Source organism: Halalkalibacter okhensis, assembly GCF_000787375.1.
GTDB lineage: Bacteria > Bacillota > Bacilli > Bacillales > Bacillaceae_D > Halalkalibacter > Halalkalibacter okhensis.
In genome coordinates, this window is record NZ_JRJU01000024.1 from 37,793 (window position 1) to 63,336 (window position 25,544).

Sequence of the window (25,544 nt, forward strand, 5' to 3'; positions counted from 1 at the left end):
TGGCATCATTGCCACCCTCACTAAATGGTTATTTTAATTTTTCAACTAGCTCATCATATTTTGGACTGTTTAAGAAGTTTTCTACTGAAATATGAACAGCTGTTGGTAATTTCGCTTTTGCGCGATCCGTTAAATCTTTATGTGAAATAACAATATCTGCGTCACTAGGAATGTTGTTAATAGCCGTGTTTGTTACATCGATTGAAAGACCAGCTTTTTTCACTTTATTTCTTAAGATCGACGCTCCCATTGCACTAGAGCCCATTCCAGCATCACAAGCAAATATGATCTTATTTACATTTTCTTTGACCACTTCATTGTTAGCCGTTGCTTGAACTTCTTCTGCTTCTTCTTTATTTACCAATACAGAAGCTCTGCTTTCTTTTCCTTTTAATGCAGAAGTTTGTGCTGTTGCTTTTGCTAAGTCTTCTTCACCTGTTGCCTTAGAACTCTTAAGAATAACTGAAGCGATAATAAACGATACAGCAGTAGCTGCAAGAACACCAGCAATAACAGCGAAGTATCCACCTCTAGGTGTCATAGCTAATACCGCAATAATACTACCTGGTGATGGAGCAGCAACAAGTCCACCATTAAACAACAATAGTGTAAATACGCCTGTAGCACCACCTGCAATAGCTGCGATAATTAATGCAGGCTTCATTAAAATGTACGGGAAGTAAATTTCGTGAATCCCACCAAAGAAATGAATGATCGTTGCACCAGGCGCTGATTGTTTTGCCATTCCTTTACCAAAAAACATAAATGCAAGTAAAATACCAAGACCTGGTCCAGGATTCGCTTCTAACAGGAATAAGATCGACATTCCTTCACGTGCAGCTTGCTCAATTCCAATAGGTCCTAATATTCCATGGTTAATTGCGTTATTTAAGAATAAAACTTTTGCCGGTTCGATTAAAATACTCGCAAGTGGCAACAAGTTATTTGATACTAGGAAATTCACTCCAGATGCTAACGTTTGATTTAATGTATAAACGATTGGCCCAACACCAATATAGGCGATTATTGTTAAAGCTCCACCAATAATACCCGCAGAGAAGTTATTAACTAACATTTCAAAGCCAGATTTCACTTTGTTCTCAAAATACTTATCAACTTGCTTAATCAACCAACCACCAAGGGGTCCCATAACCATTGCCCCTAAGAACATTGGGATGTCTGCACCAACGATAACCCCCATTGTTGCAGTAGCACCAACTACCCCACCTCGTAGGTCATACACCATTCGACCACCGGTAAAACCAATTAATAGAGGGAGCAAGTAAGTGATCATCGGACCAACTAGCTCAGCTAAACTCTCATTTGGCAACCAGCCAGTCGGGATAAATAATGCGGTAATAAGTCCCCAAGCGATAAATGCTCCAATATTCGGCATGATCATGCCACTTAAAAAACTACCAAAGCGTTGAATTTTCACTTTGACATTTGAATTAGTTTTTTGCGAATCCATTTTTCTATCCCCTTTCGGAAAGCTGTTTTTGCTTTGCTTTTTCCTGTACCTTTATAATAAAGCGGTTACAGCAAAGAATCCATCTATAGTAATAGTCCTTTTGTCAATTGAATTGTTGCCAAAATTAAAGTTACCTATGCAATTGTCCTATTTTTGTCAAAGACTATTTAAGTAAAGGTTGTTGCTCTTAAGATGATTTTTACTCTGGAGCGGAAGTCACTCGACTCCTGCGGGATATAGAGGGAGGCCACTGAAAAAGTGCTCGTTTATTTCGGACTGGAAAAGTAGCTTCGACCTCGCTCCGCTGAAGTTTAATTTTCATCAAACATTTAACTGTCCTATCAAAAATCACCAAAAGAAACATCCTTGTCTAAAGTGTAACGAGCCTTTTTCCAAAATAATATACAAAAAGAGGAGACGAACTCTGTTGTTCGTCTCCTCTTTGCTATGCGCTTAAGATCTCCCTATACCATCACTACATAAATAGCTTCATCTATTACTTCAACATCATATGTCTTCACACAGCCTATATCAGGCGCCTGAACGATTCCGTCTTTCATACTGATCTTCCAATCATGAAGAGGACAAAAGACATGCTCTCCACTAACAATCCCTTCAGATAGTGGGCCGCCTTTGTGTGGACAGCTATTTTGCATCGCACGAATCGTTCCATCTTTTTGTTTAAACAACGCCAGTTCTTCGCCAGTTACATTTACTCTTTGACCGATTCCTACAGATAAATCTGAAACATTTGCTACAAAAACTTTGTTTGCACTGTCAACTTTACTCATATGAACTCCCCCTCCGATTAAGAAAGCACTTCAACTTGCTTCTTTTTAAATTCTTGTTGCAACTCTTCTTTCTCGACAATTTCCTTCCATGGGTCTTTACCAGTGGAAAGAGCTACATCCATTCTTTCAATAAGAGCTTGACGTCCTTCTTCGTCTTCAAGAACGACTTTCTTCATATGATCTAAGCCCACGCGCTCCACAAAGTGGGATGTTCTCTCTAAATACCTTGCATTCTCTCTGTAATATTGCATAAACGCACTAATCGTATCAATAATCTCTTCTTTTGTTTTCACTTTACAGAATAAGTCTCCACCACGCAGGTCGACCCCGCCGTTTCCGCCGACATACAGCTCCCAGCCGCCATCTACTCCAACGACACCAAAGTCTTTAATGCCAGACTCAGCACAGTTACGTGGACAAGCTGATACGGCCATTTTGACTTTATGTGGTGTGTTGATGTACTCAAACTTTTTCTCTAATTCAACCCCTAAGCCAATGGAGTCTTGTGTACCAAAGCGACAGAACTGCTCTCCGACACATGTTTTGACCGTACGAAGTGCTTTGGCATAAGCTGAACCGGATCTCATGCCAAGATCGCTCCATACTTTCGGTAAGTCCTCTTTCTCGACACCAAATAAGTCAATTCGTTGTCCTCCGGTTACTTTCAAAAGAGGGACATTGTATTTATCTGCCACATCAGCAATTTTACGAAGCTGATCGGCATTGGTTACCCCGCCATACATTCTTGGTACAACGGTGAATGTACCATTATGGTTAATGTTGGCATGGACACGCTCGTTAATGAAGCGCGATGTTGGATCGTCTGCGTTCTTAATTGGGTCAACCATTTTCAAGTAGTAATTAATTGCCGGACGACATTTCGAACAGCCTTCATCTGATTCCCAACCTAAAACATTCATCACTTCACGCGGGTGTGAAAGACCAAGCTCTCGGATTTCAGCGACCACTTGCTCATGCGTATATTCCGTACAACCACACATTGGTTCTGGAGCGTTACCTACGTCCTCACCTGTTGTTAATGTTAACAAGTCGGCGATAAGCGGCTTACATCCACCACACGAGCGGCCGGCTGTCGTACATTGCTTCACTTGCTCAACCGTTGTTAAGCCTTGGTCAGTAATAGCTGAACAAATCTCGCCTTTTGAAATCCCATTACAGTCACACACATTATCCCCATCTGCCATTGCGACAACTGGACTGACTGGCGCTTCGCCGCTTTCAGACGGAAGGAGAGCCACCTTACTCATTCCTGAAATGTCATCCTCATTACGCATCATAGAAAGGAGCCTGGTCGAGTCCGATGTATCCCCGAATAACACCGCACCAATAACTTTGTTATCTCTTACAACCACTTTCTTATAAATCCCTTCGAACTCATCATGAACACGAATTGCTTTAGTGTCTTCTGCATCCTGGAACTGTCCTGCTGAGAATACATTCACGCCAGACACTTTTAATTGCGTATATACAAGTGAGCCTTCGTAGCCATGCTCAAGCAACTGATTTTCTGAACAAATATGAGCCGCCAGTACTTTTCCTTGCTCATAAAGTGGGGCAACGAGTCCGTATGCAATCCCTCTATGCTGCGCACATTCGCCAACCGCGTATACATTTGGCACACTTGTTTGCATGAAATCATCCACCACAATCGCTCTCTCTGTTGTTAAACCTGCTTCTTGAGCTAATCCAACGTTCGGCTTAATTCCTACAGCCATGACAACTAAGTCGGTTTTAAATCTCGTGCCATCTGTAAAAGAAATGCTTTCTACACGCTTTTTCCCTTCAATTTCTTTTGTGTTCTTTTGTAAATGAAATGTCATACCTTGCGCTTCAAGCTCTTCTTTTAACATTTTCCCTGCTTGATCATCCAATTGGCGCTCCATTAAATAATCAGCAATATGAATGACATCTACTTCCATATCTAAGTTTAAGAGACCACGAGCGGCCTCGAGCCCGAGTAATCCACCACCTATAACCGTCGCTCGTTTGTATTTTTTTGACGTATCAATCATCGTTTCACAGTCTTTAATGTTACGGAAGGCGATGACCCCTTCTTTATCAGCACCAGGCAATGGAAGCATAAACGGGTTGGACCCTGTTGCAAAAATCAATTTATCATAAGGGCGCTCTACCCCATTTTCACTTACAACGACTTGCTTATTTGTATCTACGTTGATTACCGGGTCACCTGTAAGAAGTTCAATTTGGTTCTCTTCATACCAGCTATATTCGTTCAAGACAATATCATCGACTGTCGTATCGCCTTGAAGAACGGAAGACAGCAAGATTCGGTTATAGTTTGGATGCGGTTCTTCCCCAAAAACAGTAATGTCAAAACGGTCGCTGTCATTTTTTAAGATTTCCTCAATCGTTCGAATTCCGGCCATTCCGTTTCCAATTAGCACTAGCTTCTCTCTCACAATTAACCTCTCCTTTTCCTAGTTCCATTTATTTCTATTAGCCCTCTAGAGCCAATTCCGCCTCTTCCGTCCTTCTAATCGCCTGTGGTACATTCTCGTTGTCTATGAGCAAATCGATTCGTATATTCGATGTTTTCAATATTTCACTTGTATCGATCCCTTTACAGATGATTTTCACATTCTCGTATACACTCTCTATTGATATCCCCGCTACATCTAGAAATTTCAACCATATCAAAGCATCAGCAGGCGATAGTATAAGAAGTGTATTTACATGACGTTCTTCTAGTAACCTTTTGAACGCTGCTAAATCCTTGTGCAACAGCTTCTTTTCCCTCACTTTGATCGCTTTCGTAAGTGGAGAAAGCGTTGATTTTGCCATTTCAATTTCAACTTCGTCCCCTATTAACACTGGAGATATAGCTGATTGGTCTATGATCTGAGATTGAATTCCGATAGTTTGCAACGTCTTTTTCACTGCCTCATCTATTGAATAAAAAGGTAATGGGATGTCACGGACATCCAAACCATTTTCAACAAGCCCTCTTAAAAAGGCAAAAACACTCTTCGGGGAAAGAAAGACCAATTCTGTGTCATGTTCCACTTTCATAAGTTCGTTTACAGTCTTCCTATTAAAATGATCCTGGTCACCTAACAGTTCATGTTCATACACATCTGCTCCGTCTTTCTTGAGTGATGCTACCATCTCACTGTTTTGATTACTGCTAGTTGGAATGAGGATACCTTTCCCAGATAAAGGTCTGTTGTCAAACCAAGCTAGTTTTGAACGCAATCTCACCACATCTCCAACAACGATTATCGCCGGATTCGTCACATTTGCCTGCTGAACTTTGTTTGTAATGGTAGCTAACGTACCTTCTACCGTTCTTTGTTTGCTGTATGTCCCCCATTGAACCACTAATACCGCTGTATCTTTTGGTTTTCCGTGGCTCATCAATTGTTCTGATATCGTTTTGAGGTGTTTGATCCCCATATAGAAAACAATCGCTTCAACTCCTTGGGATATCGACTCCCAATCAACAGTTGGCGTTCCATCCTTCTTACTTCCATGTCCTGTTACGATGGCAAATGAATTCGAATGTTTTCGGTGAGTAATCGGGACGCCAGCATACATCGTCGCTGCTATTCCGGCTGTAATTCCTGGGATCACTTCATAGTTGATTTGATGCTCTGCTAACAGTTCAGCCTCTTCACCTACTCTCCCGAATACAGCTGGGTCCCCACCTTTTAAACGAACAACGGTTTTTCCTTTTCTCGCATGAATGAGAATCTCTCTTTGAATATCCTCTTGTCTCAGCGTATGTTTGCAAGGTTGCTTGCCACAGTAAATTAACTTCGCATCATCTTTTACATCCGTTAACAAAAAAGGATTGATTAATCGATCAAAAATGACTACGTCAGCCTGCTGTAAGGCCTGTTTCCCTTTTACAGTAATTAAATCTACGTCTCCCGGACCAGCCCCTACAAAGTAGACCATTCCACTATTCATTAATCACGCCCCCTTTGCTACCGTAAAGAATTATTTGAATTATATGTATTATCCTAAACCAACATCTCAGATGCATGTTATATTCTGTTAGTTAATCTTACATAGTTTTTGAGCACACGATATTTTATTAAAAGGATGACTTCCTAATAGAAGAAACTCGACACAGCCTTTCATTCGCTCACTACTTGATTATAGATAAAACAATATCTGAATTTTTCGTTTATTATATTTGCCATACATATATGATCAAAACCCCCACGCACCAATGCGTTAAGCGTTATCAGTAAATAAATCCCACTAGAAAACCTTGTAACATTTCCTATCGAATAATCAGACAATAACGATGGACTAATGTAAAAATAAAAAATGTATTTGAAATACGTATTTCTAGGGAGGGTTCTTTTCGATGACAGTTTCAGAGATTTTCAAATTTAAAAATGAACGGATTAAAGTTCTGCATTTCACTTGGTTTGCCTTTTTCATCTCCTTTTTCACCTGGTACAACATGGCTCCACTTGCAACTACGATGCTCGAAGCAATGGATTGGCTTACTCCGCAACACATTGCGGCACTTGGGATTTGTAATGTTGCTCTAACGATACCTGCACGGGTCGTGATAGGCTCCTTACTAGACAAATATGGACCTAGAGTGGTTTATTCCGGTCTACTTATCATGATGTCGATCCCCGCATTGGTCTTTGCCTTTGGTGATAGCTGGGTTCAGTTAATGATTGCACGCCTTGTTCTTGGTAGTATCGGTGCTAGTTTTGTTGTCGGTATTCGCATGGTTGCTGAGTGGTTTCCTCCAAAGAGCATCGGTTTTGCTGAAGGCATTTATGGAGGATGGGGAAATTTTGGGTCTGCTGCAGCCGCTATGCTTCTTCCTTGGTTCGGTCTGACCTTGCTTGGCGGAGATAATGGGTGGAGATATGCTTTAGCATTTACTGGAATTATCTGTTTTGTCTACGGGATCATCTATTACATTTGTGTCAGAGACACCCCAGAAGGAAAAGTTCTAATGAAACCAAAGCGTTCCGGTGCATTGGAAGTCAGTACGTGGGGAGATTTAGTTCAACTGATTATTTGGACGATTCCTCTTGGGGGAGCGCTAGCCATTAGTGCATGGCGACTTGCTGATTTAGGTTTTGTTTCACAAAGTGCCTTGCATATCATTTGGGTCGTGCTTGGTGTTGTATTAATCTATCAAATTTATATGATCCTAAAAGTAAATGTTCCTATTCTTAAAAAAGGAGTTCCAGAGGATGACAAATACAAATTTAAAAACGTCGGCGCTTTAAATAGTACGTATTTTGCCAACTTTGGCGCAGAGCTTGCAATCATCTCCATGCTGCCAATGTTCTTTCAATTAACCTTCTCATTGTCAGCATCACAAGCCGGACTTATTGCTGCATCCTTTGCCTTTGTTAACCTGATTGCCCGCCCGCTAGGAGGCGTCCTTTCAGACAGGATGGGGAGCCGCCGTAACGTTATGCTTATTTATATGGCTGGTATTACCATTGGCCTTGTTGGGATGGGCTTTATGGACTCGAGCTGGCCTCTTGTTGCAGCTGTGGCCATTACGGTTCTTACCTCTATGTTTATCCAAGGCGCTGAAGGTGCGACGTTTGCGGTTATTCCCATGATTAAGAAGCGCGTAACAGGACAAATTGCAGGAATGTCAGGTGCTTATGGAAATGTCGGTGCGACGGTTTATTTGACTCTTTACACGTTTGTGACACCACAACAATTTTTCTTTATCCTTTCAGGAGGTGCGTTAGTTAGTTTTCTAATTTGCTTCTTCACTTTAGAAGAACCTGAAAACTCTTTTGGCGAAGAATACTATATGTCTTCAGATGAGTTAAAAGAAGTAGAAGCTGCAACTGAAGATAAGCCATTTCATAAAAAAGCTCTATAATCCATACATCGAAAGAAACCACTCCCTTTTTACACATGTCCCGGTTGCCAAACCGCTTCGCTCATTGGCAATCGGGCTTTTTGTGTTTACGAAACACAAGAAGTCTGCTTGAGCATCATTACTCAAGCAGACTTCAGCCTAGCAGCGCTTTACATTATGAATTAGCGGCTGGACTTATCTTTACTGCACTCACCTTAAAGCCAGGCATTCTACAAGTAGGATCAAGCTTCTTAGAGACTAAACGATTCACATTTTGGGAGTCTGCCCAATGGAATGGGACAAACACGGTATCTTTCCGAATCGTCTGCGACCACTTACTTCTAACCACAATGCTTCCACGTTTTGATTCTATCTTCACTAACGTATTATCTTTAATTTGAAATTTTTCTGCAGTGGATGGATGAATTTCCATATACGACTCAAACTCACGAGCTGCAAGGGTGGAGCTCTTTCTTGTTTGTACACCTGTTAAATAATGAGACATCACTCTCCCTGTCGTTAAATAAAGAGGAAAGTCTTCACAAGGTTTTTCTTTAGGAATGTCAGGCTCATTTTGTACGACAACCATTTTCGCCTTCCCATCGGCGTGTGCAAACTCTCGCTCAAATAATCGTTTCGTTCCAGGATGATCTTGATCCGGGCAAGGCCACAAGATTCCTTTTTCCACACGCAAGCGATCATACGTAATCCCAGAATAGTCCGCAATTCCACCACGTGTTGCTATTCGTAACTCATTAAAGATGTCTTCCGGGGAAGAAAAGGAAAAGTATTCTCCTTTTCCAAGAGCCTTTGCGACATCACAAATAATTTGCCAATCGTGCTTCGCCTCTCCTCGGATTGGGAAACTCGCTTCTCTTAACGTAACCCGACCTTCTACATTCGTCATCGTACCAGGTGTTTCTAAATAAGAGGTCGCTGGTAAAATTAAATCTGCTAATCTGGCAGATTCAGAAATAAACATGTCAACTGCAACAAAAAAGTCTAGCTTTTCAAGGGCTTTTTTGACAAACTCTGCACTTGGGTTAGAGACGACGGGATTTGAGCACATTAAGAACATTCCTTTAATTTCTCCCTCATCAATCTTTTGAATCATTTCAAAAGCAGAAACGCCTTTTCTTGGCAAATCCGTCTCGTGTATTCCCCAAACATCTGCAATATACTTCCGATGTTTGGGGTTTTCAATCGAACGGTAACCTGGCAATTGGTCAGCCTTCTGCCCATGCTCTCTTGCTCCTTGGCCATTTCCTTGCCCTGTTACCGCTCCGTATCCTGAATACTCTTTTCCCATCTTCCCAGTGGCTAATAGAATATTTAAAAAAATTCCGTACGGATGTTGATCCATCCGTTTGTTGCTCAATTCCTCTTGCTGTGAAGATCATACCGGACTCTTCTTTTCCAAAGACGATTGCTGCTTTTTTTATCTGTTCAATAGGTACCCCGGTCTGTTCAGAGATCTCTTCTAAATGTAATGAAGCAATATACTCCCTTACTTCATCAAAACCATTCACTCGCTCAGCGATAAATTTCTCATCCACTAACCCTTCATCAAAAATCACTTTTAATAACCCATTTGCCAAAGCGGCATCCATTCCCGGTTTCACTTTCAAGTGTAAATCAGCCATCTTTGTCGTCGATGTTTCACGAGGGTCAATCGCAATAATGAACGAGCCGTTTTCCTTTGCTTTTTCGAAATAAGGCATGATGGTCGGCTGACATTCTGCAATATTCGTTCCAGCTAAGATTAGGCATCTTGAATGAGGGATCTCTTGGATCGTATTGGTGAAACCGCGATCCATTCCAAATGTCTGCGCGGCAGCCGAAGCTGCTGCCGACATACAGAGGCGGCCATTATAATCAATGTATTTCGTTCCTAAAGCAACCCTAGCAAATTTCCCTAACAAGTATGCCTCCTCATTGGTTATAGTCGCACTTCCATAGACGGATAACGCATTGTTGCCATATTCTCTTTGAATCTTTGTAAACTTTTCTCGAATCACTTTTATCGCTTCATCCCATGAGATTGGTACAAATTCACCATCGACCTTTAACAATGGGTGCTTAATTCGATCTTTGTGTACAGCATGCTGATGTGCGTTTAACCCTTTAATGCATAAACGGCCTTCAGAAGTTGGGTTAACTTTCCCTACTGTCTTATAGGTTTTTCTTGTAACCGTTGATTGCTCGATGAGCTGCATTTTACACTGCATGCTACAAAAAGGGCATTGCGTATCGTAGACCTTCTCTGTTTCTACTTGCTGTTGTTTTTTCCTGAAATACCTTAATAACATTTCTGTCACGATGTCTCATCCTTTGCTAATTATTTTGTCGCTTCTGGACATGACGTATTATTTATTTGTAAGTACGACTTTTTTGTTATGGTATGAATCGTTTTCTAACGCATCGATTAATTGCCATCTAAGGTCTTGATCAAATAGCACTTCCCTTATATGCAGTAAGTTAATACGGTCAATCCATTCCCACGAGCGTTCCGCGTATTTAGCTGTTTCCCTGTAGTACTGGATAAAACCAATCATAATTTCATAGACTTCCTGTTCAGTTTCCGCTACACATAACAATTGACCTGTGCGAGCATTTCGTCCACTGCTCCCACCTACGTATACTTCCCACCCCCGGTCAAATCGGATGACACCAATATCTTTTGTCGTTGAACCAGCTCCGTTATGCATACAAGCAGAAATCCCGATTTTGATCCGATACGGTGTTGTTAAGTAGTCTGTTTTCTTCTCTACTTTTACAGCTAGATTAAGGGCACTATGTTTGTCACACTTACAAACGGTCTCACCAATACAGGTTTTAATATTTTGGACGGTATTCCCATACGTACTGCTTAAAGGAAGGTCTAAATCTCTCCAAATGGATTCTAAATCTTCTTTTTTCACACCTGTGAGGTGCAATCGTTGCTCACTCGTAATCGCCACATTAGGAATTTGATACTTCTTGAGGACGTCAGCTATTTTCTGTAACTCTTCTGCATTTGTAAGCCCGCCATACATTTGTGGCGTAAGAGAATACGTACCATCAACTTGACGAGTCGCATTCATTCGCTCATTGATAAATAAAGACTCTTGTTTTATTTCGTATTCTGGATAAATCATTCCTAAATAATATTGCAAAGCAGGACGGCATATCGGACACCCATCCTCTGTTTTCCAGTCAAGTTCACGCATGATTTCGTCAACAGAACTAAGGCTACTCATTTGCATCTCGGTAACAATCTCTTCATCAGTAAGCGTCGTACACTCACACAACGTTTCTTTCTCTATAAATTCATCAAAGTCTTCACTTTGCATATACGCTAATAAATCGGTTACTAACGGCTTACAGCCACCACAAGCACTCGAGGCCTTTGTACACTTTTTCACTTCGTCAACTGTTGTTAATCCTTGTGATTGACACGCTTCAATAATCGTACCTTTTGTCACACCATTACAATTACAAATGAGATCTGTTTGTTCCATCGCTGCTACTTGCGAGTCCTGATTTGACGACTGCAACAATAGCATTTTCTCCTCATCTGTGATAACTTTTTGCTTGCTAATCATATCTAGTAGCTTATTGCCTGCTTTGGTTTCTCCAAACATAACAGAGCCAATGACCTTCTCTTCTTTTAAGACGATTTTTTTGTAAATTCCAGCCAGCTCATCGTATTGAGTGATCGTTTTGCTCGTCTCATCTGCATGAAATTGTCCAACAGAGAAAACATCCACACCTGAGATTTTTAATTGAGTGGATAAAGTTGATCCGAGATACCCAGTCCCTTCCATTCCACAAATATGTTTTGCTAGAATTCTTCCTTGCTCATAGAGTGGCTTCACAAGTCCATAGACCATCCCTCTATGTTCGACACACTCCCCAACAGCATATATATCAGGACTACTTGTTTGTAAATAGTCATTAACGGCAATAGCGCGATTCACCTCTAGGCCGCTGTCTTTTGCCATTTGTACATTGGGCCTTACCCCAACAGCCATCACAACTGCATCAGCAGGCGCAACCGAGCCATCTTTAAAACGCAAACCCTCTACTCTCTTGTCCCCAATGATTTCTTCTGTTGCCTTTTCTAAAAGAAATTTCATCCCTTGATTCTCAAGTTCTTGTTGAAGCATTTTGGCAGCCGTTTTGTCTAATTGTCTCTCCATTAAATGGGACGCAATGTGAACAACATCTACTTCCATCCCTAAATTAAGCAACCCTCTAGCAGCCTCTAAACCTAATAAGCCGCCTCCAATTACAATGGCTTTCTTATGATGCTTCGCTATATTAATAATCTTCTGACAATCTTCTATAGTCCGAAAACTGACTACCCCTTCTTTATCTGCTCCTGGAATCGGCAAAACAAAAGGATTCGACCCCGTTGCAAAAATGAGTTTGTCATATGAGACTTCTCTATCCTGATCTGTTTGAATGACCTTTTTTTGAGGATCGACTTTCACAACCGTTTCTCCTGTATATAGTTCAATTCCATTTGACTCATACCAAGCACGATTATGAAGCGTGATATCCTCTACCTTTGTGTCACCTTGTAGAACCGTTGATAACATGATTCGGTTGTAATTATAATGTGGTTCACTTCCAAACACCGTTATATCAAACAAGTGAGGATTGTTCTTTAAGATTTCCTCAATGCAATTGATGCCTGCCATACCGTTTCCAATTAAGATTAACTTTTGCTTTTTCATCTTAGAAACCCTCCACAATTAATAATCATAACTGTTCAAAGTAGAACATCCTCCAATGTTAAGCTTTCATAAAGATACATATTATTTACATCTTCAAAATTTCTACATCAGTAAAATTTTATCTAATTATCAGTAATAATACTTTAACTATGTAAGATGTGCTGACATAGAAATGTATAGATGGACAGGACAGCATGATAAAGAAGTACAAAAATATAAAATAAACATTAGTTTTATCAACCAAAATAGCAATGCATAGAAAAAAAGCTCTGTGTGCAAAGAAAGGCTACTGAAAAAGGTACGGTTTTCACCTTTTTCAGTGGCCTCGTGCAAAGACTCAGAGCTTTTTTACTGTTTGACGGATCCTCATTCCGTTATTCCATTCAAATCACTAGTATTGAGTATGTTTTCGGATCCTCATTCCGTTATTTATCTAAAATGGCTGATCATCCCCTTGTTTTTGGGATTTAACGGAACCAGAATCCACTTTGTCTAACCAATTCACCACATGCGCATACTCTGGACAATTTAATAGATCCTTACCTTCATCTTCGTATTTATATTTTATATCACATTTTGGGCAACTAGACCGTTAGTCATAAGCTCTACTCTTTTGTTTCATTTCAGCCACATTAACATACTTTCACTCTCTCTAAGACGAGGTACATTTTAGAAGTAAAAAACCCATTGTGGTATCCTCCCACAATGGGTTTTTTAACGAAATTTCAGAAAATCTTTGCCTTTTACTTACGTACAAACTCCATTATTTCCTGAATTTCACCAAGTTTTTGTTTAATTCTTTTGTCTGTGTATATACGTTTTGATAAAGCTCAAACAGTTCTTTGTACTGCTCTACATTCTCTGCTATTGGCGTAAATTCTTTGTCGACCTTTAAGAATGTATCCGCACATTCTTGTAATGAGTCAAACCATCCACATCCGAACGCAGCAAGCATAGCCGCTCCCATACCTGGCCCTTGTTCGCTTGATAGCTTTACGATTTTCGCATCAAAAATATCGGCTTGCATTTGCAACCATGTTTCATTTTTGGCGCCGCCACCTATAGAAACGACCGTATCTATTGTTTTGCCGTGTTCACGGAAAATCTTCACCGAATCATTTAAAGAGAACGTGATTCCTTCCAATACTGCCCGAACGAAATCTTTACGCTCATGCGAGCTATCCATTCCGATAAAACTTCCACGTATCGTTGAATCAACATGTGGTGTTCTTTCACCCACTAAATAAGGAGTGAATAATAATCCATTTGCTCCAGGAGGAACGGTGTCTAACTCTGCTAATAATTCTGTAAAACTTTCATTCTTAGCAAACACCTCTTTAAACCAGCTAAGACTAAAACCCGCAGCAAGTGTTACACCCATTGTATAAAAGCTGTCGGGGGCACCATGGTTAAAATAATGGACTGTACCTTGGAAGTCTTTATCATCACTTGACTCATAAGAAAGCACCACACCTGATGTCCCAATACTAGCCAGTGTTTTTCCCTCTTCAAGAATGCCTGATCCGATCGCTCCACAAGCATTATCGGCTCCACCTGCAAACACACGCGTTTTAGCAGTCAATCCCATATTCTCAGCAACGTCAGGAAGAACCGTGCCCACTTCCTCATGTGATCCAACTAATGGAGGGCAAAAAGTAGCCGGCAGTTCAAAGATTTCACAAATATCTGTGCTCCATTCCTTTTTTGAAACATCCAGTAATAACGTACCAGCTGCATCTGAATAGTCCATATGAAGCTTCCCTGTCAGCTTCAAACGAACGTAATCCTTTGGCAACACAAACGTCGTTGCTTTTTCAAACAGAGCAGGCTCATTCTTTTTCACCCATAATATTTTCGGCAGGGTAAATCCTTCTAATGCAGGATTTTTCGTTAACTGAAGAAGTCTTTCCTCCCCAACTTGTTCATAAATCTCCTGGCACTCTTTCGTCGTCCGAGTATCATTCCACAAGATCGCATTACGCAAAGGTTCTTGGTTTTCGTCTAAAAGTACAAGCCCGTGCATCTGTCCTGAAAAACTAATCCCTTCGATGTCTGTTCGATCTCCGCTAAAATTACTTAACAGATCAGCGATTCCTGATACCGTTTGATTTACCCAATCTTCTGGCTTTTGTTCACTATATCCCGTCTTTTCTTGAATTAACGGATAGTCTTTTGAAACTTCTTTCGTTACTTCTCCGTTTTGATCTACAAGTAGAATTTTAACTGCACTTGTCCCTAAATCTACCCCGATTACATATTTCATGACTTCTCCTCACCTTCCTGAAAATCCTTAGTTCGTTTGTTAGACAAACAAAGTTCGAAAGTTTTATGGTAATTAAAGAATTTTCCCTTATAATAATAAATGACTTTTCATTTAATAGGAGGTACTACTATGAGTCGAGCATTATACAGCATCTTAGAATGGATCACACGTTTTGCGTACATAAATCTTTTATGGATTTTCTTTACTTTAGCCGGCGGAATCATTCTCGGATTATTCCCTGCTACCATTGCTATGTTTTCTCTAATAAGACAATGGTTAAAAGGTCGTTCAGATCTGCCTGTCTTTCACTCCTTTTGGCAATATTACAAGAGTGAGTTTGCCAAAAGCAACCGTTTAGGGATACTGTTATATCTCATTTCCTTTATTTTCATATTCAATATTTTCTTTCTTCAAGCAAACATTGGTGAATTGCTTACATGGACAGCCGCACCACTTTTAGCAGGCTTACTACTCTTTATTTTAATCCTATTTTATTTGTTTCCTGCTTATGTCCATTTTGATTTGAAGGTATTGCAAATTATTAAAAACGCTTTTCTAACTATGTTAGTTAGTCCCTTGCATACCTTCTTCATCCTTGTCAGCCTAGGAGCCTTTTACGTTATCGTAACGGTTATCCCCCCATTAGGCATTGTTTTTGGTGCTAGTTTTTATAGCTTCATTACCTTATGGGCTGCTCTTAATGCCTTCGGACGGATTCAACAAAAGCACGATGTTTAAAGAATCACCTGTCTTTTTTAGAGAAGGCGGGTGATTCTTTTTTACCCTTTTACGGCACTAGATGAAATACCTTCAACGATTTTGTTACTGAAGAATAAGAAAGCAATCAGAATTGGTAACACACTAATGACAAGAGTGGCTCCAATTGCGCCCCAATCGGTCATATATTGTCCAACAAAGTTTTGAATCCCTACTGTCAATGTTTTGTAATTATCCGAACTAATAAATGTATTAACAAACACAAACTCATTCCAGTTGTAGATCATGTTAATAATTGCCGTAGTCGCAAGAACTGGAGCAGAAAGCGGCAAAATAATTCTAAAGAACATTCTATGAAGACTTGCTCCATCAATAATAGCTGCTTCTTCAATCTCTTTCGGAATGGAATAATAAAAACCAAGCAAAATCATCATTGTAATAGGCAAATTGTAAGCCGTATACGTCAGAACAATCGAAATCGGATTATTGATTAGGTTCACATTTAAAAACATATTAAAAAGTGGAATTAATGAAGAATGGATTGGAATCATTAACCCTACCATAAATAAACCTAAAACGAGTTTGCTTAGTTTCCACTTCATTCTAGTAATAACAAAGACCGCCATACTTGCAAATAATAATGTAAATAAAATTGAAACGCCTGTAATCCAAATACTGTTCCAAAAGTAATTGCCTATTCCACCTTCCCATACAGCTAGGTAGTTTTCCCATCTAATTTCCTGTGGAAGTGCAAAAGGTGAACCAGCAAAAATTTCACGATTGCTCTTTAAAGAGAAAAGGAACAACCAAACAATAGGGAAAATTTGAAAAACGGCAACAATACCTAAACAAAGATATAGAAAAAAGTATCCTATACGCCCCATTACATAAACCTCCCTTTAATATTGAATCTCTTCTTTATCAGCTGTTAGCTTACGGACAACGACTGTAACGACCAATGTAATAATTAACAACATGAATCCAACAGCACTTCCGTAACCAAAGTTGTAGTTTCCAAATGCAAGTTTATACATATACGAGGCCATTACCTCACTTGCTCCATTTGGCCCACCGCCGGTCATAACGTAAATTAAATCAAAATACTTTAGTGAACCAACAATAGCAAGAACGACTGTTACTTTTACAACACCCATTATTAAAGGCAATTTTATGCGAGTTGCAATTTGAAACGGCGTTGCTCCGTCAATTTTTGCTGCCTCTACCATTGATTCTGGAATTCCCTTAAGAGCTGCATAGTAAATAAGAATATAAAAACCAGCATATTGCCACAAAATTGGGATGAAAATCGAATAAAGAACAATATTAGGATCTGCAAGCCATAATGGCGGGTTTTGAACCCCTAATGACGCAAGAATTGTGTTCAGCATTCCATTTGATGGATTATAAATTTTAATCCAAAGTTGCGCGATCGCTACTGATGAAAGTAGCATTGGAATTAAATAAATCTTCCTTAAAATGTCTGCACCTTTAATTTTTGATGCTAATATCATTGAAACTGCTAAATATATAACAAGACTTAAAGTTGAAAATACTGCTAACAAAAAGGAGTGACCAGCACTTTGCCAGAACTTCCCGTCTTGAATGACGTTAATATAATTTTCTAAACCAATGAACTGCATTGCACCAATTCCATCCCACTTCATCAACCCATAATACCCGGTTAAAATTAAAGGAATGAAAATTAAAATACTTACTAACAACAATGCAGGGAGAAGATATAAAGATATAAACCACTTATTGGACATGACTCTGTTCATACCAATTAACCCCCTATCTAGAGAATGGAAAAGGACATTCCAAAAGGAATCGTCCTTTTCATAACATACTTGATGATTTCTTCGTATTTTATTATGAAGAGCTTACAAAATCTTATTCAGCTGAAAGAGCTTCTTCATGTTGTTTCGCAAACTCTTCAGGTGTAATTTGGCCACCGAATAACGATTGAATTAAATCTAGGTGTGTTTGCGCTACAGATGCCGTCATTTGCACATCAGCATAAAGAGTTAAGTTTGTTGCATCATTTAGATCTTGTAATACTTCTACATACATATCTGGAAGGTCTAGGCTTTCACCATCAACGATTGTTGCTGGAATAACACCTGCTTCAGATACTGCACGTGAACCCCATTGTTCAACAAAGTAACTTGCAAATTGTTTTGCTTCTTCTTGTACATCTGAATCCTCAGCGACAAATAATCCAACTCCAGGTCCACCTACGAAACTATTCACGTCACCTTCTCCATCGACCGTTGGGAACTTGAAGTAGCCAACATTATCTCTGAATTCCTGTGGTACGTCTTCATTTGTCGTGTAATTTGGTAAATCCCAAGTTGCAATCATATACATAGCTGATTGTTCGTTCATAAACATACTTTTTGCTTCTTCATCCGCAAGACCATTGAATCCGTTTACAAATGCATTGCTATCAACCATTTCTTGAACTTTAGCTGCCGCTTCCACTAATGCCGGGTCTTCAAATGTTCCTGATCTGTTAATTGCGTTAGTCAGTACATCTGTTCCACCGATTCGATCAGCAAAGTACATGTACCACATTGACCCAGTCCAGCGGTCTCCGTTGCCTAATGCGATTGGTTGTACATTGTTTTCATTTAATGTTGCAATCACTTGCTCGAACTCTTCGTATGTTGTTGGAGCTTCAAGATTGTACTCATCAAAAATGGCTTTATTATAGTAAACATAAACTGTATTTAACTCTAAAGGTAGTCCATATGTTTGGCCATCCTTTTCATATGCTTCAAGAGTTCCAGCTACGAATTCATCTCGCAGTCCATCCTCTAACATATCATCTAATGGAGTAAATTTATTTCCTTCTACGAATGGATCTAGGTAACCTGCTGCCCACGTCATCCCTACATCAGGAAGTTCATTAGCTGCAGATAATACTGTAATTTGATCTTTGTATTGCTCATTACTTAGAACTTGAAGATCAATAGAGATGTTTTCGTTTTCTGCTTCAAAGTCTGCAATGATTTCATTAACAATTCGGTGATGTTCCGCTGAGCTACCTTGTGGCCATAGATGCATAAATTCAACTGTAGCTGCATCTCCTGCTGTTGCGCCTCCCGTAGCATTTTCTTCTGCCGCGTCGTCAGTTCCACCTGAACAACCAGTAGCAATTAATGTTCCCGCCATTAAAGCAAATAACGTTGTAACCGCTTTCCCTTTAAACATTACGTAACCCCCTTGGTTATTTGTAAGAGTTAGCCTATTTGCTAACTTAAACTTAGATTATCACGAAAAACATCGTTTGTCTAGTGGATAAACTAAGTGTAAAATAAAAAAATTCATGTTATAATGAATAAAAGGAAGCAGTTATTTTCTTCTTTTTTTCAACGATCTTCCATTAACTATTAAATAATTGTGTTCTTTGCTTTGTTATTCTATGAAAAATAAAAGAAAGCGTGGAGAATTATGAATATGACCCAAACGTTCAATCAGCACGTCGTCAAGAAAAGGAATAAATCCTTGGTCCTTCATGCTATTAAAGAGTTCTTCCCTGTATCTAGAGCCGAACTTGCAAATAAAACCGGCCTTAATAAAGGAACAGTCTCATCTTTAGTTAATGAGTTACTGGAAGAAAACTTAATTCTTGAATCCGGTCCAGGAGTGTCAAGCGGTGGGAGAAGACCTGTCATGTTGCTATTTAACCAGTCAGCTGGCTACACCATCGGCATTGATATCGGCGTTAACTATGTTCTAGCTGTACTTACAGATTTACAGGGTGTGATCTGTAACGAGAAACGGATCAAAGTGCATAACCCTACTTTTTCACAAACAACAGAAATACTCTTTGAAGTCATTGATGAACTAATTGCTACAGTACCTGCTAGTCCATATGGCGTGGTTGGAATCGGAATTGGTGTTCCTGGTACAGTTAGTACATCTGAAACGATTTTACTTGCTCCTAACTTAAAATGGAAAAATGTTGACTTAAAAAGTGTTATTGAAGAAAAATATAAAATTCCAGTAAAAGTGAAAAACGAAGCAAATGCCGGTGCTTATGGTGAAAAGAAATTTGGAGCTGGCCAAAAGTTCAATGACATTGTGTATATTAGTGGCGGAATCGGGATTGGTGTCGGGCTTATCTTAAACGAGAAGCTCTATAAGGGACATAATGGGTTCTCAGGTGAGCTCGGGCATATGACCATTAACATGGATGGACCAGTCTGCAATTGCGGAAATCAAGGATGCTGGGAATTATACGCTTCCGAGCAGGCTCTATTAAGAATGGCCTCGGAAGAGAACCTTCTTCCTGAGAATGTTACAGAACTAACATTAGAAACCGTTGTTAAGCTGGCCGAGTCCGGTGACGAAAAAACGATTAAGTTAGTCGAAAAGCTTGGGAAGAATCTAGCAATTGGGCTTAACAATATCATTAACACATTTAACCCAGAACAAATTATCATTGGAAATCGACTTGCTGCTCTCCAAAGCTGGCTTGAAGATACAATGAAGGAACATTTAGAGAAACAGGGATTAGCAACACTTCAAAAAGACTTACAAATCCATTTTTCTAAATTAGAAAAACGTTCTGCTGCTCTTGGGGTTGCTGCTGCTTCTGCAGAGAATTTCCTAGCAATCAATTTGGAAGAAAGTTAGGGGGGATGTCATTAACCAATAAATTATCCAACTACTTGTTGGGAATACAATTGTAAGCGTTACAAAAATAAATTTAGAGGTGAATAATTATGTCATTAATCCAAAATCCGATCTTAACAGGCTTTAACCCAGACCCGAGTATTTGCCGTGCCGGTGAAGACTACTATATTGCCGTATCTACATTTGAATGGTTTCCTGGTGTTGGAATCTATCATTCAAAAGACTTAAAAAACTGGCGTCTTGTTTCTAGACCATTAAATCGACTTAGCCAACTGAATATGATGGGAAATCCAGATTCCGGCGGAATTTGGGCACCGGCACTCTCTTATAGTGACGGGAAATTTTGGCTCATTTATACAGATGTAAAGGTAACAGAGGGGCAATGGAAAGATAGCCATAACTATCTAGTAACGTGTGATACGATTGACGGAGAATGGTCAGAACCTATTCATATGAACAGCTCGGGATTTGATCCTTCATTATTCCATAATGATGACGGCAAAAAGTATTTTGTGAATATGGTATGGGATCATCGCGTTTCTAACCATAATTTCTACGGAATCGTCTTACAAGAATACAGTGTAGAAGAAGAGAAACTTGTTGGAAAAAAAGAAATTATCTTTACGGGTACAGATATTAAACTAACGGAAGCACCACATCTATATAAAGTAAATGGCTATTATTATTTACTAACAGCAGAAGGCGGCACGAAATATGACCACCAGGCAACCATTGCCCGTTCAAAGGATTTATGGGGTCCATATGAAGTACACCCGGAGAATCCGTTAATTACATCTTTTCCTTATCCACGAAACCCGTTGCAAAAAGCAGGGCATGCATCCATTGTTCAGACGCATACAGATGAATGGTTCCTTGTCCATTTAACAGGCCGACCATTACCAAGAGAAGGACAACCTCTCTTAGATCCGCGCGGCTTCTGTCCACTAGGAAGAGAAACGGCGATTCAACGCCTTGAGTGGAAAAATGACTGGCCGTATGTTGTTGGCGGCAATCAGCCGGCTCTTGAAGTTGAGGGACCTGCCATTGAAGAGGTTAAATGGGAAAAGGACTTTGATGAGAAAGATGATTTTGATAAAGAAGAATTAAACTTGCATTTCCAAACGTTACGAATCCCTCTTGGGGAAAATACAGTTTCATTGAAAGACCGTCCAGGACACCTACGTCTATATGGAAAAGAGTCACTCACATCAAAATTTACACAAGCTTATGTGGCAAGACGTTGGCAGCACTTTAATTTCACGGCCGAAACCAAAGTCGCTTTCAACCCTGAATCGTTCCAACAAGCAGCAGGGCTTGTTAACTATTACAATACACAAAACTGGACGGCACTCCAAGTAACTTGGAACGAAGAAAAAGGTCGAATTCTTGACCTCATGACATGCGATAACTTTACGTTTGACCAGCCTTTAAAGGGTGACGAAATTATGATTCCTGAAGATGTTGAGTATGTTTATTTACAAGTGAACGTAAACACGAATACGTATAGATACTCTTATTCGTTTGATGGTACTAATTGGACAGAGATCGCAATTGATTTTTATTCTTACAAATTATCTGATGATTATATCCAAGGCGGAGGCTTTTTCACAGGTGCATTTGTTGGAATGCAATGCCAAGATACTTCTGGACAACACCTGCCTGCTGACTTTGACTACTTTGTTTATAAAGAAAAATAATACCTTATTCACCAACCCACATGCCCAAAGTGACATGTGGGTTTATTCATTAGAACGTTGCTAATCAAACGCCGAAAAGGACATTAAAAAGTCACACCCGACTTTTTAATGTCCTTACTCTTTTCATATTTGTCAGAGCCCCGTTTACTCAACCGAAAACCGGTATTTCGTTGTTGTGTTATACTTCTCACCTTTATCTAATACAATAGAAGGAAAGCTTGGTTGATGAATCGCATCTGGATGGTGTTGCGTCTCAAGACACACACCTATATGCTTTCTAGCTTGTACTCCTCTAATACCAAACGTATTTGCCATCATATTAGACGTATATAACACGACACACGGTTCATCTGTTTCCACAACAAGCTTTCTGCCACTTTGCTGGTCAACTAAACGAATTTCTTCTTGGTGGTTCGCACTAAGAACCAGTGGGTGATCATAGCCACCCCCAACAAGTTGGTTTTGCGGATGTGTTGAGGTGACACCGTCTTCTAACAATCTTCCTTTTCTAAAATCAAACGCTGTATTCTCAACTTCTATTAATTCTCCTGTTGGAAGTAGCGTCTCACTTAATTCAATCAGTTGATCGCTCTTTACTGTTAACTCATGCCCGAGAATGTCTCTTTTCACATCTCCACTTAAGTTAAAATAAGAGTGATTGGTTAAGTTAAGTAATGTCTTTTTGTCGGTTACCGCATGATAAGAAATAATCAACTCATTGTCATTATTTAATAGATACGTAACCATCACTTTAACATTGCCTGGATACCCTTGGTCCCCATCTAGACTTTCATGGATGAACGTTACCTTGACCTCATTTGTGCTCTCTTCGGTTTCAGCATCCCAAAGTACTTTGTCAAAACCTTTGTTACCACCATGAAGGTGATTTTCTCCTTCACTTTTTGGAAGGTGGTACGTTTCTTTGTCCAGTTCAAACTCTGATTGGCCAATCCTACCTGCCACTCGCCCAACGACACAACCAAAATAAGGAGAGTGATTCACGTATTCTTCAATTGTGTCAAAGCCCAAAACGACATTTTCTATCATGCCTTGGTGGTCCGGCGTAAGAATTTTCGTGATCGTACAACCATAATTGATACAAGTTACTTCCATTCCATGGTCATTTTTCAGAAAGAAAGACTTTACTTCCTTGCCTTCTATTTCTCCGAAAATCCCCTCACTAATATGCATAAATACCTCCTTTCTACTACTCACTCATCCATTTACTTTGATTATTACTTTAATACTTTCTTCATTGTTGAAACAACATTTTCAACCGTAAATCCGTACTCTTGTAGAATCTTATTAGCTGGAGCCGATGCACCAAACTGATCAATGGCAATGACTTCCCCGTTATCTCCAACATACTTACTCCATCCAAGAGAAGAACCCATCTCAAGGCCAACACGAGCTGTAATTGTTGGTGGGAGTACCTCATTTTTGTACTGATCTGATTGCTTTTCAAAACGATTCCAACTAGGCATACTCACAACTGAAACATAAATTCCTTCTTCTTCTAGCTGCTTCTGTGCCTCTACCGCTAGCTGAACCTCAGAGCCCGTTGCAAGGAGTAGACCCTCAACCTCTCCTTTGGCCTCAGATACTGTATAAGCTCCTTTTTGAACACCCTCATAGGCTACTTCTACGGATGCGGCATTCGTCATTAAATCTTGACGACTCAATACGAGCATAGTCGGTTCATCTGTTGATTCAAGTGCTGATTTCCATGCAGCAACCGTTTCATTGCCATCTGCTGGACGAATAACATTCACTCCTGGCATCGCACGGAAAGATGCTAATTGCTCTACCGGCTCATGTGTTGGCCCATCTTCTCCAACCGCTACACTGTCATGTGTAAATACAAATGTTACTGGCAGTTTCATCAATGCAGATAATCGTACTGCCGGGCGTAGATAGTCAGAGAAGACGAAGAAGGTTGCACCAAATGGCTTTACTCCCCCGTGCAATGCCATTCCATTTACCATGGCTCCCATTGCAAACTCACGCACTCCAAACCAAACGTTGCGCCCACTATAATCAGCAGCACTATAATTGGATTCGCCTTTTAACATCGTTTTATTAGATGACGCTAAATCAGCTGAACCACCAAATAGAGCTGGAACATTCTTGGCAAATGCATTCAATGCGTCTCCTCCAGAAGAGCGAGTCGCCACTTTATCTACTCCTGCTTTAAATGAAGGTAGGTTTTCATCCCAACCGATCGGCAGTTCTCCGTTGATTGCCTGTGATAGCTGCTCTCCTAATTCTGGGTACTGTTGCTGATAAGATGCAAAAAGTTGCTTCCAACTCTCTTCATGATTAGCACCTTCTGCTTTTACTTCCTCAAACAAGGCCTTAACCTCGCTTGGAACATGGAACTCTTCTGAGTACGACCAGCCGTAATTTTCTTTAGTTAATTTAATTTCATCTGCTCCAAGCGGCGCACCATGAGAGGCTGATTTTCCACCTTTATTTGGAGAACCATAACCGATCGTCGTTTTTACTTCAATTAATGTTGGGCGTTCGTCCGCTTTAGCTAATTCAATCGCTTCATTAATTTTATCTAAATTATTGCCTTCTTCTACACGAAGGTAGTGCCATCCGTATGCTTCAAAACGCTTCTCAACACTTTCTGAGAATGATAGATTCAAATCCCCATCCAAAGAAATATCATTCGAATCATAAAGCACTACAAGGCGTCCAAGTTTTAAATGTCCTGCTAATGATGCCGCTTCAGCAGATACACCTTCCATTAAGTCTCCATCTCCACAAATACTATACGTATAGTGATCGACAACATTATACTCATCGCGGTTAAATGTCGCAGCAAGATGTCTCTCTGTCATCGCCATCCCAACAGCCATAGCGAAACCTTGACCTAATGGACCTGTTGTTGCATCTACTCCAGCTGTATGGCCAAATTCTGGATGCCCCGGTGTATTGCTTCCCCATTGACGGAAATTTTTCAAATCGTCCATTGAAACATCATATCCTGTAAGATGAAGAAGGCTATATAACAACATCGAACCATGACCTGCTGATAATACAAATCGATCTCGGTTGAACCAATTTGGGTTGGCTGGGTTATGTCTCATTTGCTGTCCATACAAAGCAAATGCCATCGGTGCTGCGCCCATAGGAAGACCTGGGTGACCTGAATTGGCTTTTTCAATGCTGTCAATCGAAAGAGTACGAATCGTATTAATGGCTAATTCCTTACTTGTTATTTGTTGAGTCGTCATAAATTTCACTCCTTTAAAGATATGTACTACTGTTTTTACTAAAAGCACTAGGTTATTACACTTTTATCCAATTTAATCTTTTATCTTAAAAAAATGTACTGAAAACCGTTAAGCAATCAGTACATTTTTTCAATTATATTTGTTTAGCGAGCGTTC

General features: G+C 39.9%; 15 protein-coding genes and 1 pseudogene. 4 read left to right on the plus strand and 12 right to left on the minus strand.

All coding sequences use genetic code 11. From position 1 onward, the window contains the following. Positions 1-28 precede the first annotated feature (28 nt). The 4 genes from LQ50_RS16365 to cobA all read right to left on the minus strand — a co-directional run bounded on the left by LQ50_RS16365 (position 29) and on the right by cobA (position 6,213). Entirely contained in the window at positions 29-1,471 is a 1,443-nt protein-coding gene (locus LQ50_RS16365; protein WP_034631370.1) for a PTS mannitol transporter subunit IIBC, read from the minus strand. A gap of 464 nt (positions 1,472-1,935) precedes the next feature. Next, positions 1,936-2,262 (minus strand): nitrite reductase small subunit NirD, encoded by a 327-nt coding sequence (gene nirD / locus LQ50_RS16370; RefSeq protein ID WP_034631374.1) that lies wholly within the window; start codon positions 2,260-2,262, stop codon positions 1,936-1,938. Between the two features lie 17 nt (positions 2,263-2,279). Beyond that, positions 2,280-4,706, minus strand: coding sequence for a nitrite reductase large subunit NirB (nirB, locus tag LQ50_RS16375; RefSeq protein WP_034631377.1), 2,427 nt, complete (start codon positions 4,704-4,706; stop codon positions 2,280-2,282). Between the two features lie 34 nt (positions 4,707-4,740). Beyond that, a complete protein-coding gene (cobA, locus tag LQ50_RS16380; protein ID WP_034631380.1) occupies positions 4,741-6,213 on the minus strand; it encodes a uroporphyrinogen-III C-methyltransferase in 1,473 nt (490 codons plus the stop codon). Between the two features lie 406 nt (positions 6,214-6,619). Here cobA and LQ50_RS16385 point away from each other — a divergent pair, with 406 nt between their 5' ends. Then, complete coding sequence (locus LQ50_RS16385; RefSeq protein ID WP_034631383.1) at positions 6,620-8,128, plus strand: MFS transporter; 1,509 nt, start codon at positions 6,620-6,622, stop codon at positions 8,126-8,128. A gap of 154 nt (positions 8,129-8,282) precedes the next feature. Here LQ50_RS16385 and nasC read toward each other — a convergent pair. The 3 genes and pseudogenes from nasC to xylB form a co-directional block, all read right to left on the minus strand. Then, positions 8,283-10,425 (minus strand): annotated as a pseudogene (nasC, locus tag LQ50_RS16390) (assimilatory nitrate reductase catalytic subunit NasC). Positions 10,426-10,473: 48 nt separating this feature from the next. Next, positions 10,474-12,828 carry a nitrite reductase large subunit NirB gene (gene nirB, locus LQ50_RS16395; protein ID WP_034631384.1) on the minus strand — a complete coding sequence of 785 codons (2,355 nt, stop codon included), beginning with the start codon at positions 12,826-12,828 and terminating at the stop codon, positions 10,474-10,476. Between the two features lie 763 nt (positions 12,829-13,591). Continuing rightward, positions 13,592-15,091, minus strand: a complete 1,500-nt coding sequence (xylB, locus tag LQ50_RS16400; RefSeq protein WP_034631386.1) for a xylulokinase — start codon at positions 15,089-15,091, stop codon at positions 13,592-13,594. Between the two features lie 129 nt (positions 15,092-15,220). Here xylB and LQ50_RS16405 point away from each other — a divergent pair, with 129 nt between their 5' ends. Beyond that, positions 15,221-15,829 carry a YesL family protein gene (locus LQ50_RS16405; RefSeq protein ID WP_034631387.1) on the plus strand — a complete coding sequence of 203 codons (609 nt, stop codon included), beginning with the start codon at positions 15,221-15,223 and terminating at the stop codon, positions 15,827-15,829. 41 nt (positions 15,830-15,870) lie between these two features. On the opposite strand, the gene LQ50_RS16410 is transcribed toward LQ50_RS16405, so the two are convergent. From LQ50_RS16410 to LQ50_RS16420, 3 genes are all read right to left on the minus strand, one after another. Then, the gene (locus LQ50_RS16410; RefSeq protein ID WP_034631388.1) at positions 15,871-16,692 is read right to left on the minus strand and encodes a carbohydrate ABC transporter permease; all 822 of its coding nucleotides are present in this window, start codon (positions 16,690-16,692) and stop codon (positions 15,871-15,873) included. Between the two features lie 15 nt (positions 16,693-16,707). After that, positions 16,708-17,586 carry a carbohydrate ABC transporter permease gene (locus LQ50_RS16415; protein WP_034631389.1) on the minus strand — a complete coding sequence of 293 codons (879 nt, stop codon included), beginning with the start codon at positions 17,584-17,586 and terminating at the stop codon, positions 16,708-16,710. 112 nt (positions 17,587-17,698) lie between these two features. Further along, positions 17,699-19,021 carry an extracellular solute-binding protein gene (locus LQ50_RS16420; RefSeq protein ID WP_034631391.1) on the minus strand — a complete coding sequence of 441 codons (1,323 nt, stop codon included), beginning with the start codon at positions 19,019-19,021 and terminating at the stop codon, positions 17,699-17,701. Between the two features lie 240 nt (positions 19,022-19,261). Here LQ50_RS16420 and LQ50_RS16425 point away from each other — a divergent pair, with 240 nt between their 5' ends. Both LQ50_RS16425 and LQ50_RS16430 read left to right on the plus strand, forming a co-directional pair. After that, positions 19,262-20,449: an ROK family protein gene (locus LQ50_RS16425; protein ID WP_034631394.1), complete on the plus strand. Its 1,188-nt coding sequence runs from the start codon at positions 19,262-19,264 to the stop codon at positions 20,447-20,449. Between the two features lie 89 nt (positions 20,450-20,538). Continuing rightward, a complete protein-coding gene (locus LQ50_RS16430) occupies positions 20,539-22,146 on the plus strand; it encodes a glycoside hydrolase family 43 protein (RefSeq protein WP_034631395.1) in 1,608 nt (535 codons plus the stop codon). Positions 22,147-22,290: 144 nt separating this feature from the next. On the opposite strand, the gene LQ50_RS16435 is transcribed toward LQ50_RS16430, so the two are convergent. Both LQ50_RS16435 and tkt read right to left on the minus strand, forming a co-directional pair. Beyond that, positions 22,291-23,337 carry an aldose epimerase family protein gene (locus LQ50_RS16435; protein ID WP_034631398.1) on the minus strand — a complete coding sequence of 349 codons (1,047 nt, stop codon included), beginning with the start codon at positions 23,335-23,337 and terminating at the stop codon, positions 22,291-22,293. Positions 23,338-23,381: 44 nt separating this feature from the next. Beyond that, the gene (tkt, locus tag LQ50_RS16440) at positions 23,382-25,388 is read right to left on the minus strand and encodes a transketolase (protein WP_034631400.1); all 2,007 of its coding nucleotides are present in this window, start codon (positions 25,386-25,388) and stop codon (positions 23,382-23,384) included. Between the last annotated feature and the right edge of the window lie 156 nt (positions 25,389-25,544).